Genomic DNA, 12,638 nt, shown 5'->3' with positions numbered 1-12,638 from the left:
TATTATTCGACAGGGAGCATTAAGAAGACATTAATGTGCCGGATGATGAACGGCGTTAAAACCCAGCTTACACAGCAGGGCTGCGGCAGCAGCATCGTCACACATTACGTATAAAGACGACCATTCGCGACGTTCAAGATAATTCTTGCGCAGTTTATCAAATTCACCCGGAATTCCAGCAACTTTGCGCAGCGGCGCATCATCGCGGCGCACATCATACACTAAATGAACCAGCCTTTTCAGTGTTGGCTGATCTAACGGGCCATGCAGGGTGATACGACCAAATTCCGGCGCGGGCAACAGGGTACTGAGCGCAACGTGCTGCTCGTGACCAATAAACTTACTATAGGCCTCAAAGACCTGCGTGGTGCCACGCGCTTTCCCTTCCAGGGTATACCCGGCAATGTGCGCCGTGCCGATATCGGCTTTCTCCAGCAACGCCACGTTGAGATCCGGCTCTCCTTCCCAGACATCCAGCACAACGCTCAGCGGCTGCCCGGCATTCAATCGGTTCAGCAATGCCGTATTATCCACGACCGGCCCGCGGCAGGCATTAATCAGAATGGTGCCCGGTTTCAGGCGGCTAATCAGCGCCTCATCGGCCAGGTGCAACGTTTTGTAGGATCCGTCTTTAAACAACGGCGTGTGGAAGGTCAACACGTCTGCTTGCTCAACCAGATCCTCCAGCGCGCGGAAATCGCCCTCGTCACCGCGATCGGCACGCGGCGGATCGCACAGCAAGGTGCGGATCCCTAATGCTTCCAGGCGCGCCTGTAAACGCCCCCCCACATTACCTACGCCAACAATACCGACCGTACGGTCACGTAAGGTAAAACCGTCGCGCTCAGCCAGCATCAGCAGCGCAGAGAAGACATATTCCACTACCGCAATCGCATTGCAGCCGGGAGCAGCAGAAAAACCAATGCCTGACTGCGCAAGCCAGGCATCATCCACATGATCAGTGCCTGCCGTTGCCGTACCAACAAACTTTACCGGTTTTCCACTGAGTAGCGATGCGTTTACTTTCGTCACCGAACGCACCATTAGAGCATCCGCATCATCCAGTTCTGTGACGGGAATCGGGCGACCGGGAACCGCTTTGACCTCCCCCAAACGACTGAACAGTTCGCGGGCATAGGGCATATTTTCATCAACGAGGATTTTCACGTCTTTCGCACCTGTTTGAGAACGAGAGTTAACCGGGCAAGTGTGCCATAATCTCGCCGCCAGGCATACTGCGAGACCTGGTTAGCACAGATTTAAGGAACAGAGATGATGCAGCCCATTTCAGGTACGCCCGCCCGCCCTCCCGGCGAAGGCCAAAATGCCCCTTCCGCTGCGGGTGAACAACCGTTATCCACGCAACAACGTACCGTACTGGAACGACTGATTACCCGTTTGATTTCGCTTACCCAACAGCAAAGCGCTGAGGTGTGGGCCGGAATGAAGCACGATCTGGGCGTCAAAAGTGATACGCCATTGCAGTCACGTCACTTTCCTGCCGCGGAGCAAAACCTGAACCAGCGACTGGAGGTTGCTCAGCAAAATCATGCCAATCGTCAGGTGCTGTCACAGCTCACGGAATTACTGAGTCAGGGAAATAACCGCCAGGCGGTGAGTGATTTTATCCGTCAGCAGTTTGGGCAAACGGCGCTCAGCCAGCTCACGCCAGAGCAGTTGAAGAACGTGCTCACGCTGTTGCAGCAGGGGCAGCTTTCGATACCGCAACCGCAGCAGCGGCCGGCCACCGACCGTCCGCTATTACCTGCAGAGCACAATACGCTGAACCAGTTGGTGACTAAACTGGCGGCGGCTACCGGAGAATCCGGCAAGATGATCTGGCAGTCGATGCTGGAGCTGTCTGGTGTAAAAAGCGGCGAGCTGATCCCCGCCAAACAGTTTACGCATCTGGTGACATGGCTGCAGGCGCGTCAGACCCTCAGTCAGCAAAATGCGCCGACGCTGCAAACGTTGCAGGCGGCGCTAAAACAGCCGCTGGAGCCAAATGAGCTAACGGTCATAAAAGAGTATGCGCAGCAAACGTACCAGATCCAGCCGCAAACGATCCTGACAGCGGTACAAGTGCAGGACTTGCTGAATCAAATCTTCCTGCGCCGCGTGGAACGTGACCGGGAGCAGGAATTAAACGATCCGCGTCATCTTCAACCCATTTTCAGCCCGTTCGCACCGGTGATTGAAACGGTAAAAACACTGTCGGCACGACCGGGGCTGATGTTTGTCGCCTTGCTGATCGCATTAGCCCTGTTCTGGTTGCTTGCTTAACCTTTCCGCAGGGTCAGCAGCGTCACGAAAATGCCCACCACCGCGGAAATCGCCCCGGCAAGGAATACCGAGGAGTAACCGTATGCAGTGGCCAGAACCCCGGCGACAGGGCCGCTTATGCCGTAGGAGATATCCTGAAATGCGGCGTAACCGCCTAGCGCCGTACCACGAACCTGGGCAGGCACTCGCTTCACGACCTCCACGCCCAGCGCCGGGAAGATCAGCGAACACCCGGCCCCGGTTAATGCCGCTCCCAGCAACGCAATCCAGGCAGAGGGAGCCTGCCACAGCAAAATCAGACCCGCGGTTTCAACCAGCAACGAAACAACAGCAACCTTCACACCGCCAAACCTGTCCGGCATCCAGCCAAACAGAATGCGCATCAGCACAAATGTCCCGCCAAATGCGGTCAGAGTGAAACCCGCCATCGTCCAGCCGTTGCTGACAAAATAGAGCGAAATAAAGGTACCGATTACCGCAAAGCCCACGCCCTGCAGCGCCAGGCCCAGACCCGGTTTCCAGATAAGCCCTACCACACTCCATAACGAAGGGCGTTCTCCTGCATGTGCAGGCACTTTGCGCACGGTGCCATTGAATGCCCATGCCAGCAGCGGTAATACCATTGTGGTTCCTGCCAGCGCCGCAAAGCCAAAGTGGCCGTGGATCAAAAGCCCCAGCGGCGCCCCCGCGGCCAGCGCGCCGTAAATCGCCATTCCGTTCCACGACATCACCTTACCGGAACGCGTTGGCCCAACCAGCCCCAGCCCCCAGGTCAGCGTTCCGGTGAGCAACTGGCTTTCGCCAAAACCAAGGATCAAACGCCCGACAATCAACAACGCAAACTTCACCGGAACGGAAACGGGCAATAGCGCGGCTAACAGCCACGCCGCGCCCGCCAGCGCACAGGCAAACATCCCCTGTAGCGCCGAACGTTTAGCACCATATTGATCGGCTAAGCGCCCGGCGTAGCCGCGCGTTAATACCGTTGCCAGAAACTGTACGCCTACGGCGATACCGACCATGGTGTTGCCATAGCCCAGCTCCTGATGCACAAACAGAGGAATGACGGGCAGAGGTAAACCGACCGTCATATAGGTCAGGAAAACCGCAAAAGCGATACGAAACAGCGAAAAATTCGCCGAAGATGTTTTTTCTTGTTGGGTTACAACTGTCATGCGTTACTCCAAAATGCAGAGTAAGGCGAGGAATGTCCACGCCCCCTCTACCTGACTATCAGGATTAAGGTGCGTTGGATAACGTTAAACGCTTACGCATTATCAAGAGGATAATGTTGAAGCTGGAGTCTGCCTGCGAGTGGCCCTGGCTGTCAACTGTGAAAGCATAGCAGTGCGTTTCAAAGCGATGACTTCTCTACGAACAAAAAGGGAAATACCGCATCAATGCCTTTCGCTCTGAATCGCCCGGTTACCTGTTCACGCTGCTGCGGCGTCAGGAGCAGGAACATCATATCCCAAATCTCTTTGGGTCCTGCTTCCTGCACGATGTTGCGATCTGATGCTTCTGTTTTCTCATTTTCATTCAGATACGAGCGTACATACAGTGGGAACACAGAAATATGAAATTCCTCGGCCTTAGATTTCGCACGCTTACGCTTAACGCCCTCTTTCCCTGCACTGTAGGTATTTAAGCGCAGGCGTACAGCGGGTGCGCTTCCAGGAAACCCCGGTAATTCAAGACACTCCTTTACCGTGAACCACTCTTTTACCATCAGTTTCTTTCCTTTCTGCTGATGAAATAAAAATATTTTTTCTTTTTCGCGAAATTTCAAATTAATTCTGGCAATATTCCTACGACAAAAAAGAAAGTAACGTTCTTTTGTCTTTCTAATTTTCAACCTGAAAAATATCGGTGCCGATAACACATCTTCTTAGGATTACAGAATGGAACAAAAAAGCCAAGACTGGCATCGTGCAGATATTAAAAGTGCACTGGAAAAAAGAGGCATTACACTAAGAGAGTTGTCACGTGCGGCGGGCTTATCTCCTGACTCGCTGCGTAATGTATTTACCCGCAGTTGGCCCCGGGCAGAACAGCTCATCGCACAGGCGCTGGAAACCACGCCGGACGTAATTTGGCCGTCACGCTATCTCTCAAAATCAGCCAAAAAAGCCGTTACAAAGAATAATCACCAATTATAAATACATTAGCCATAATTTACCCAGCAGATTAATTAATATCTCAATCAAATATATTTACGATATTAATAGCACTATCGGCTATTTCCATCAGATTAAATCCTGTTAAAGCAATACACGAACTTATTACATATTCCATTAACAGGAGTCATGATGAGCTGGAATAAAACAACAGCAGTTAATCACGCTAAATCACACGCGGGTTCACATTCTCAAGGACGCTGCGCGGAATTTACCCGCAAAGCCATTCAGGCTGGAGGTATCACTCTTGGGAATACCTATCATGCTAAAGATTATGGCCCCATGCTAAAAAATGCCGGTTTCAGCCCCATCGGCACATTTGAACAACCCCGGGAAGGAGATGTCGTCATCATTCAGCCTTATGAAGGAGGAAACCCAAGCGGGCATATGGCGATATTTGACGGTCAGGCGTGGTACTCCGATTTTAGACAACGTGATATGTGGGCGGGGCCTGGCTATCGGGCGGCAAAACCGTCATACACTATTTACAGGAAACCGTAATGAAAGCGTTCTCGTTGATTGCTGTGGTTTTGTTACTTTGTGGCTGTTCTTCATCCCACCGTGACAGCACTCAGGATGTTCAACAATTCTATCTCGCGTGGATGTCCGCATACACACAAGATCGGGATACGTCCGCGCTCATGCAACGCTATGTAGCGAAAGACGTTATCAATCGTCTGGCGCTGATTGCTAGTCTTTACGAGCAGGAAATACTGGATTCTGACTACTTTATGTACGTGCAGGATTACGACCCAGAATGGATCCCGCTGCTACGGGTTGGAGCGGCTCAACCCTTTCTCGGTGGCGAAAAGGTGGAAGTACAATTAGGTGGGCCGACAGGCGAAACCCCCATGCTGCTGGAAGTGTATACGCGTTGGGAAGACAGGCGCTGGAAAATTTATCGCGTTCGCAATATTAGCGATCATTATGAACAGCCCATCTACAGTGCCGGGGATATTACCCGTGCGAAAGCATGGTCTGCGGAGATCTCACCGGAGTATGAAAAGATGAATAAGTAAAAAAGGGAGCCTGACGGCTCCCTTTCGTGTGCTGCATGAGCCGAGACTTATGCTTTCAGCTTACGCATAACCAGCGTGGCGTTGGTGCCGCCAAAACCGAAGCTGTTAGACATAACAGTCGTCAACGCTTGCTCGGTCGGTTTAGTCACGATATTCAGACCTGCAGCCTGCTCGTCCAGCTCTTCAATGTTGATGCTTGGCGCGATAAAACCGTGTTCCAGCATCAGCAGAGAGTAGATAGCTTCCTGAACGCCAGCCGCACCCAGTGAGTGACCGGTCATGGCTTTGGTTGCAGAAATGGCCGGGCTGTTATCGCCAAAGACTTCGCGGATTGCGCCCAGTTCCTTCACGTCGCCTACCGGAGTAGAAGTACCGTGGGAGTTCAGGTAGTCAATCGGGGTATCAACACCGTGCATCGCCATCTGCATGCAGCGAACTGCACCTTCACCTGACGGAGCAACCATGTCTGCGCCATCAGACGTTGCGCCGTAACCGACGATTTCCGCATAGATGTGCGCGCCACGAGCCAGAGCGTGTTCCAGTTCTTCGACAACAACCATACCGCCGCCGCCTGCGATAACAAAACCGTCACGGTGTGCATCATAAGTACGGGAAGCTTGAGACGGGTTGTCGTTATATTTGGTAGACAGCGCGCCCATTGCGTCGAACTCGCACGCCATTTCCCAGCACAACTCTTCGCCGCCGCCTGCAAAAACGATGTCCTGCTTGCCCAACTGAATTTGTTCAACAGCGTTGCCGATACAGTGTGCAGAAGTTGCACAGGCAGAGCTGATGGAGTAGTTGACGCCGTGGATTTTGAACGGTGTCGCGAGGCAGGCAGAAACGCCGGACGCCATCGCTTTGGTGACCACATACGGGCCAACCGCTTTCAGACCGCGCGGGCTGCGCATTGCGTCAGCGCCGAATACCTGAAAACGCGGGGAGCCGCCGCCGGAACCTGCAATCAGGCCAACGCGCGGATTGTTCTGGTAATCTTCTGCAGCCAGGCCGGCATCAGCCACTGCCTGCTCCATAGAAAGGAAAGCATAGATGGATGCGTCGCTCATAAAGCGCACTACTTTGCGGTCAATGAGGCCAGTGGTATCCAGTTTTACGTTGCCCCAAACGTGGCTACGCATGCCGGAGTCCTTCAGCTCCTGAGAGAAAGTGATCCCTGAACGTCCTTCACGCAGAGATGCCAGGACTTCCTGCTGGTTATTACCGATGCTGGAAACGATGCCCAAGCCAGTAATCACTGCACGTTTCATTCAATACCTCTGTAAGTCGCACTATTTTAAAGTTTCGAGTGGCACAATAGCGTACACTTGTACGCCGAACAAGTCCGATCAGCCATTTAATGTGGAAATTTGCGCAGCCAGGCACTCCTCGTTAAGATCGGGGCACAGCCTGCCAGACGAGTAACTTACGTGAAACAATACGCAATACAACCTGCCAACCTTGAATTCAACGCTGAGGGTACACCTGTTTCCCGAGATTTTGACGATGTCTATTTTTCCAATGATAACGGGCTGGAAGAGACACGTTACGTCTTCCTTGGCGGCAACCACCTCGCCGAACGTTTTCCTGTGCACCCACGCCCGGTGTTCGTGGTGGCAGAAAGTGGCTTTGGCACCGGACTTAACTTCCTCACGCTCTGGCAGGCATTCGCCGCCTTTCGCGCTACCCACCCTGAAGCTATCCTGGAAAGATTACATTTCATCAGTTTTGAAAAATTTCCGCTGACGCGTGAGGATCTGACATTAGCGCATCAGCGCTGGCCGGAACTGGCGTCGTGGGCAGAGCAACTCCAGGCACAGTGGCCACTGCCGCTGGCGGGTTGCCATCGTCTACTGCTTGATGAGGGGCGGGTTACTCTGGATCTGTGGTTCGGCGACATCAACGAACTCACCGATAAGCTGGACGAGTCCCTGAACCAACAGGTTGATGCCTGGTTCCTGGACGGCTTCGCCCCGGCAAAAAATCCGGATATGTGGACGCCAACACTCTTTAACGCCATGGCCAGACTAGCCCGACCAGGTGGTACGCTGGCAACTTTCACTTCGGCTGGTTTTGTACGCCGGGGATTGCAGGAAGCCGGATTTACAATGCAGAAGTGCAAAGGTTTTGGTCGTAAACGTGAAATGCTGTGTGGCGTGATGGAACAGACGATGACGCCCCCTTCATCAGCCCCGTGGTTTTTGCGTACAGGAACGGAGAAACGTGAAGCGGCCATTATTGGCGGTGGTATTGCCAGTGCATTACTGTCTCTGGCGCTACTGCGTAGAGGCTGGCAGGTCACGCTCTACTGCGCTGACGATAAACCTGCGCAGGGTGCTTCCGGCAATCGTCAGGGCGCACTCTATCCGTTGCTCAGTAAACATGATGTGGCGATTACGCTTTTCTTCCCTACCGCATTTACCTTTGCTCGTCGCCTGTACGACGCACTACCCGTTAATTTTGCCCATGACTGGTGTGGCGTAACACAGCTCGCCTGGGATGAGAAAAGCCAGCAGAAAATCAGCCAAATGCTATCACTTGAACTCCCCAGGGCGCTCGCCGTCGGGGTAGACGCAGATCAAATTTTGCAAACAACAGGCGTAGCAACCGAATGTGATGGCATCCAGTACCCGGCCGGCGGATGGCTGTGTCCGGCACAGCTTACCACTGCCGTTCTTGACTATGCGACAACGCTTGGGTTACGTACCCACTACCAACACACACTGACCTCACTTGCTCATCAAACCGCCAGCTGGCAGCTGCAGTTCGCCAGTGGAAAAACGGCAACACATGAGGTCGTGGTTCTGGCAAATGGGCATTGTATTCACCGTTTTGAACAGACTCAGTCACTACCGGTGTATTCCGTTGGCGGTCAGGTAAGTCACATTCCCACGACGCCTTCGCTTTCCGCGCTGCGTCAGGTACTGTGCTACGACGGCTACCTTACCCCGCAAAACCCGGAAAATCAGCAGCACTGTATTGGCGCCAGCTATCATCGGGGTTCTGAAGAGACGTCGTTCCGTCATGATGACCAGCGACAAAACCGTCAACGTTTGATCGACTGCTTGCCGGCTGCGGCATGGGCAAAAGAAGTGAATGTCAGTGATAATGCTGCCCGTTGCGGCGTCCGTTGTGCCACGCGCGATCATTTACCGATGGTCGGTAATGTGCCGGACTATAACACCACACTCGATCAGTATGCCCGGCTTGCAGAAGACAAAGAGCATGCTTTAAGCGCACCGGTATACCCGGATTTGTTCATGTTGGGCGCGCTGGGGTCACGTGGGCTATGTTCTGCCCCGCTATGTGCAGAAATTCTGGCCGCGCAAATGAGCGATGAACCTATTCCCATGGATGCCAGCACGCTGGCGGCGCTGAATCCGAATCGTCTGTGGGTACGGAAGTTATTGAAGGGTAAAACGGTGAAATAAAAGGATGGGGGGTCATCCGATCATTGCCTGATGGCGCTACGCTTATCAGGCCTACAAACACCCGCCCACGTGGGCCGGATAAGACACCTCCGTGTCGCCATCCGGCACAATCTCCTGCAATTATTATTTTGTCGCCTTCTGGAACAAAGTGTCCCACATCTCTTTCACTAACGCCTGGTCACGCGGCGAGAGTTCGCCCGCGCTGATGGCTTTCTCCAGACTGCTGGTCACATTGGCGTACAATGCCTCAGCGGAATGGTCCTCACCACCGTCCAGTTCAGCAACGGCCAGCGTCAGGTGCCCACGCAAATAACCACTGGCAAACAACTCATCATCGCTGGCGTGCTCTACCATATCGTCGATTAATGCCAGAATGCGTGATTCAAACTCCGCGATCATCTTCTTTCCTCATTGTAAACGTGGCATAGGCGTCAGTTGAGCGCTTCGGGCCACGGGAATTGTTCCGCCTTAAGTTCAGGCGTGTGATAATAATTCTGTAGTGCGTTAATGAAACGCGCCGGGCGTTCGGGGATCCCCTTATCCAGATACTCCATCACCTGGGCATGAACACGGCGCTGGAATACCACGCGATCCGGTTCAAAGTCCCCTTCCAGGTTGTCGCAACTGACGTTAAACGGGTAGCCCGCCGCCATGCAAAACAGCCAGTCAAACGCCTGCGGCTTCACTTCCACATCTTCAAACTGGCATTGCGTCTTCGCGTCGCGCCCATCGGGGCAGTACCAGTAACCGAAATCGACCAGCTCACGACGCGCCTTACCGGCGATGCACCAGTGTGAGATTTCGTGTAACGCGCTGGCGTAATAACCATGCGCAAAAACGATACGGTGATACGGTAATTCCGCATCAGCAGGAAGATAGATCGGTTCGTCGTCGCCTTTAATCAGACGGGTATTAAATTCATCGGCAAAACAGCCGTTAAAAATCTCAATTAACTGTTCGTAGTGATGGGTATTATTCATTAGTTCATCCCCAGCCAGTGGAGAATCTCCTGTCCATGATTATCATAAAGTAGCTTGGCGCTCATCACGGCGGAGACGATGACAATCATTGGCCGAATGAGTTTTTGTCCTTTGCTGAGCACCAGCCGTGAGCCCATCCGTGCGCCAATAAACTGGCCAATGAGCATCACAAATCCGGTCGCCCAAATCACTTTGCCGCCGAGAGCAAACAACAGCAGCCCACCGATATTCGAAGTGGCATTTAATACTTTGGCGTGGGCCGTCGATTTCGCCAGGTTATAGCCACACAGCATGACAAAGGCCAGCGCGTAGAACGACCCCGCCGCCGGGCCAAAAAAGCCATCGTAAAAGCCGACGCAGCCCCCGGCCACCAGCGCGAAAGGCAATCCGTGCAGTCGACGCTGCCGATCTTCTTCGCCCACTTTCGGCATTAACAGAAAGTAAAGGCCAATACAGATAACCAGTATTGGCAGGATCTGGCGCAAAATGTCTGACTGCACGTGCTGAACCAATAGCGCGCCGCTCATTGATCCGACAAACGTCATGAAGATATTGAGCTTCTGATCCGCCAGATTAACCACTCCCCGGCGAATGAAATAGAGGGAGGAAGAGATAGACCCCCCGCAGGCCTGCAATTTATTGGTGGCCAGAGCTTGCGCAGGTGGCATCCCGGCCGCCATCAATGCCGGGATGGTGAGTAAACCACCGCCTCCGGCCAGAGAATCAATAAAACCTGCCAGCATCGCCACAAAAAAAAGCACACCTAACAGCAGTGGCGTCACCATAAACAGAGAGGCAAAATGATCCATTAGAGTACATGCTCGTCCAGTAGCGCCTGGCAGGAAGGCGGCAACGGCGGCGGTGTCTTCTTCTCAGGCTTGGTGGTTCCAGGTTTTGGAGGTTCGAACCAGCTTTGCAGCTCTGCGCCACAGCCGTCACCCGGTGGCGGTAACGGTTGATCTTCGCACTCAAGACTGTCGGCAGGACAACGTAACCGGACGTGCATATGCGCACGGTGCTGGAACCACGGCCGCACTTTACGCAACCAGTCCCTGTCGGTCCCTGCATCCAGACAAAGTTGTTGCTTAATCGCCGGATTCACGAAAATACGCGTTACTTCATTATCTTTTGCCGCCAGCCTTACCAGGCTGAAAATCTCCGGTTTCCACAGTGATGGCACAACACGTTTGCCGTCCTGTGAGACCAGATCTAACGCCTGCGGCCGCAGCAGTTGTGACTGGGTCCAGCGCGTTTTCGGCAGTTGCAGGAAAATATCCACATCCAGTCCCGTCTGGTGGCTGGCGTGACCGCCATTGAATCGCCCACCGGCTGGCATGCCCATATCACCAATTAACACCGTGCCCAGCCCCTGACTATTAGCCTGATTACTCAGACGCTGGATAAACCTCACCAGGTCCGGATGGCCAAAGTAACGACGCTGATCGGTGCGCATCACCTGATAATATTCTGACTGTACAGGCAGCGTATCTGCGCCAACAATACAGCCATTGGAAAACGCGCCGATAGACTGCGCGCTGCCTGCAACCGGGTGGGTAATTTTCTGCCAGGGCGTCGCCGCCAGACAGGCGGTACTGGCAAACAGAGCCAGCGCCGCAAGTGCCGTTTTTTTCATCTCTTACCAGCGTGGAATATCGGTCTTCACATCCGCATTTTGCGCCCGCTGACGCAACAGGTGATCCATCAACACGATCGCCAGCATTGCTTCAGCGATCGGTACGGCGCGGATCCCAACACACGGATCGTGACGACCTTTAGTGATCATGTCGACTTCTTCACCAAAGCGGTTAATGGTGCGCCCTGGAACGGTAATACTGGACGTCGGTTTCAGCGCCATATGAGCAATGATTTGTTGCCCGCTGCTGATCCCGCCCAGAATGCCGCCCGCATGGTTGCTCTGAAAACCTTCTTTGGTGATCTCATCGCGGTTCTGACTGCCGCGCAGCGCAACAACGTCAAAACCGTCGCCAATCTCAACGCCCTTAACGGCGTTAATACTCATCAGCGCATGGGCGATGTCGGCATCCAGACGGTCGAATACAGGTTCGCCGAGACCCGCCGGTACGCCGCTTGCAACAACGGTCACTTTTGCCCCGATGGAGTCGCCCTCTTTCTTCAGCCCGCGCATCAGTTCGTCCAGCGCTTCGAGTTTATCCGGGTCCGGACAAAAGAACGGGTTAAGTTCCACCTGGGACCAGTCTTTGATCTCCAGCGGAATATCACCCATCTGCGTCAGACAGCCGCGAATTTCAACGCCGAATTTTTCCGCCAGATATTTTTTGGCAATCGCGCCAGCCGCAACGCGCATCGCCGTTTCACGCGCGGATGAACGTCCGCCGCCACGGTAGTCGCGCAGGCCATATTTCTGCTCATAGGTATAGTCAGCGTGTCCTGGACGGAAAACATCCTTGATGGCGCCATAATCCTGTGAACGTTGATCGGTATTTTCGATCAGCAGGCCAATACTCGTACCGGTAGTGACGCCCTCGAACACGCCGGAGAGGATCTTCACCTGATCCGGCTCACGGCGCTGCGTAGTGTAACGTGAAGTACCAGGACGACGTCTGTCGAGATCGTGCTGCAGGTCAGCTTCTGTCAGAGAAATGCCCGGCGGAACACCATCGACAATACAACCGAGCGCCAGCCCGTGTGATTCGCCGAAAGTGGTTACGCGAAAGAGTTGCCCAATTGTGTTTCCTGCCATCACGGCTCCGTTATGCGTGTTGTGTATGT

The 12,638-nt window shown here is 53.7% G+C and carries 14 protein-coding genes; 5 read left to right on the top strand and 9 right to left on the bottom strand.

What is annotated here, in order from left to right; translation table 11 throughout:
- Nucleotides 1-30: 30 nt before the first annotated feature.
- Nucleotides 31-1,167, bottom strand: coding sequence for a 4-phosphoerythronate dehydrogenase PdxB (gene pdxB, locus I6L54_RS09045; protein ID WP_005129701.1), 1,137 nt, complete (start codon nt 1,165-1,167; stop codon nt 31-33).
- Nucleotides 1,168-1,275: 108 nt separating this feature from the next.
- Here pdxB and flk point away from each other — a divergent pair, with 108 nt between their 5' ends.
- On the top strand, nt 1,276-2,283 hold the full coding sequence (gene flk / locus I6L54_RS09040) for a flagella biosynthesis regulator Flk (protein ID WP_040231473.1): 1,008 nt from the start codon (nt 1,276-1,278) through the stop codon (nt 2,281-2,283).
- Here the strand turns inward: flk and I6L54_RS09035 are convergent.
- Entirely contained in the window at nt 2,280-3,458 is a 1,179-nt protein-coding gene (locus I6L54_RS09035) for an MFS transporter (protein ID WP_040231372.1), read from the bottom strand. The two genes, flk and I6L54_RS09035, sit on opposite strands and share 4 nt — an antisense overlap.
- 179 nt (nt 3,459-3,637) lie before the next feature.
- Nucleotides 3,638-4,012 carry a MerR family transcriptional regulator gene (locus I6L54_RS09030; protein WP_040231475.1) on the bottom strand — a complete coding sequence of 125 codons (375 nt, stop codon included), beginning with the start codon at nt 4,010-4,012 and terminating at the stop codon, nt 3,638-3,640.
- Between the two features lie 172 nt (nt 4,013-4,184).
- Here I6L54_RS09030 and I6L54_RS09025 point away from each other — a divergent pair, with 172 nt between their 5' ends.
- The 3 genes from I6L54_RS09025 (at nt 4,185) to I6L54_RS09015 (ending at nt 5,479) form a co-directional block, all read left to right on the top strand.
- On the top strand, nt 4,185-4,442 hold the full coding sequence (locus tag I6L54_RS09025) for a helix-turn-helix domain-containing protein (protein ID WP_005129710.1): 258 nt from the start codon (nt 4,185-4,187) through the stop codon (nt 4,440-4,442).
- Nucleotides 4,443-4,592: 150 nt separating this feature from the next.
- A complete protein-coding gene (locus tag I6L54_RS09020; protein WP_040231374.1) occupies nt 4,593-4,961 on the top strand; it encodes an NlpC/P60 family protein in 369 nt (122 codons plus the stop codon).
- The gene (locus tag I6L54_RS09015; RefSeq protein ID WP_005129713.1) at nt 4,961-5,479 is read left to right on the top strand and encodes a YqhG/Tai3 family protein; all 519 of its coding nucleotides are present in this window, start codon (nt 4,961-4,963) and stop codon (nt 5,477-5,479) included. Before I6L54_RS09020 ends, I6L54_RS09015 begins: the two co-directional genes overlap by 1 nt.
- A 47-nt stretch (nt 5,480-5,526) precedes the next feature.
- Here the strand turns inward: I6L54_RS09015 and fabB are convergent, their stop codons facing one another.
- Entirely contained in the window at nt 5,527-6,747 is a 1,221-nt protein-coding gene (gene fabB / locus I6L54_RS09010) for a beta-ketoacyl-ACP synthase I (protein WP_005129715.1), read from the bottom strand.
- A 159-nt stretch (nt 6,748-6,906) separates the two neighbouring features.
- On the opposite strand from fabB, the gene mnmC reads away from it, so the two are divergent.
- Nucleotides 6,907-8,907 carry a bifunctional tRNA (5-methylaminomethyl-2-thiouridine)(34)-methyltransferase MnmC2/FAD-dependent 5-carboxymethylaminomethyl-2-thiouridine(34) oxidoreductase MnmC1 gene (mnmC, locus tag I6L54_RS09005; protein WP_040231375.1) on the top strand — a complete coding sequence of 667 codons (2,001 nt, stop codon included), beginning with the start codon at nt 6,907-6,909 and terminating at the stop codon, nt 8,905-8,907.
- A gap of 123 nt (nt 8,908-9,030) precedes the next feature.
- Here the strand turns inward: mnmC and I6L54_RS09000 are convergent, their stop codons facing one another.
- The 5 genes from I6L54_RS09000 to aroC are packed head-to-tail and all read right to left on the bottom strand — an operon-like array spanning nt 9,031 to nt 12,609.
- On the bottom strand, nt 9,031-9,306 hold the full coding sequence (locus I6L54_RS09000) for a YfcL family protein (protein ID WP_005129722.1): 276 nt from the start codon (nt 9,304-9,306) through the stop codon (nt 9,031-9,033).
- 32 nt (nt 9,307-9,338) lie between these two features.
- Nucleotides 9,339-9,887: an elongation factor P hydroxylase gene (locus I6L54_RS08995; protein ID WP_005129723.1), complete on the bottom strand. Its 549-nt coding sequence runs from the start codon at nt 9,885-9,887 to the stop codon at nt 9,339-9,341.
- The gene (locus I6L54_RS08990; protein WP_040231377.1) at nt 9,887-10,696 is read right to left on the bottom strand and encodes a sulfite exporter TauE/SafE family protein; all 810 of its coding nucleotides are present in this window, start codon (nt 10,694-10,696) and stop codon (nt 9,887-9,889) included. The genes I6L54_RS08995 and I6L54_RS08990 overlap by 1 nt, the downstream gene beginning before the upstream one ends.
- The gene (gene mepA, locus I6L54_RS08985) at nt 10,696-11,520 is read right to left on the bottom strand and encodes a penicillin-insensitive murein endopeptidase (RefSeq protein ID WP_005129730.1); all 825 of its coding nucleotides are present in this window, start codon (nt 11,518-11,520) and stop codon (nt 10,696-10,698) included. The genes I6L54_RS08990 and mepA overlap by 1 nt, the downstream gene beginning before the upstream one ends.
- Before the next feature lie 3 nt (nt 11,521-11,523).
- The gene (gene aroC, locus I6L54_RS08980) at nt 11,524-12,609 is read right to left on the bottom strand and encodes a chorismate synthase (protein WP_040231378.1); all 1,086 of its coding nucleotides are present in this window, start codon (nt 12,607-12,609) and stop codon (nt 11,524-11,526) included.
- Nucleotides 12,610-12,638 lie beyond the last annotated feature (29 nt).

The organism is Citrobacter pasteurii (genome assembly GCF_019047765.1).
Classification (GTDB): Bacteria; Pseudomonadota; Gammaproteobacteria; order Enterobacterales; family Enterobacteriaceae; genus Citrobacter; species Citrobacter pasteurii.
The sequence above is the reverse complement of the archived record's forward strand: the minus strand, read 5'-3'. Positions and strand labels throughout refer to the sequence as shown.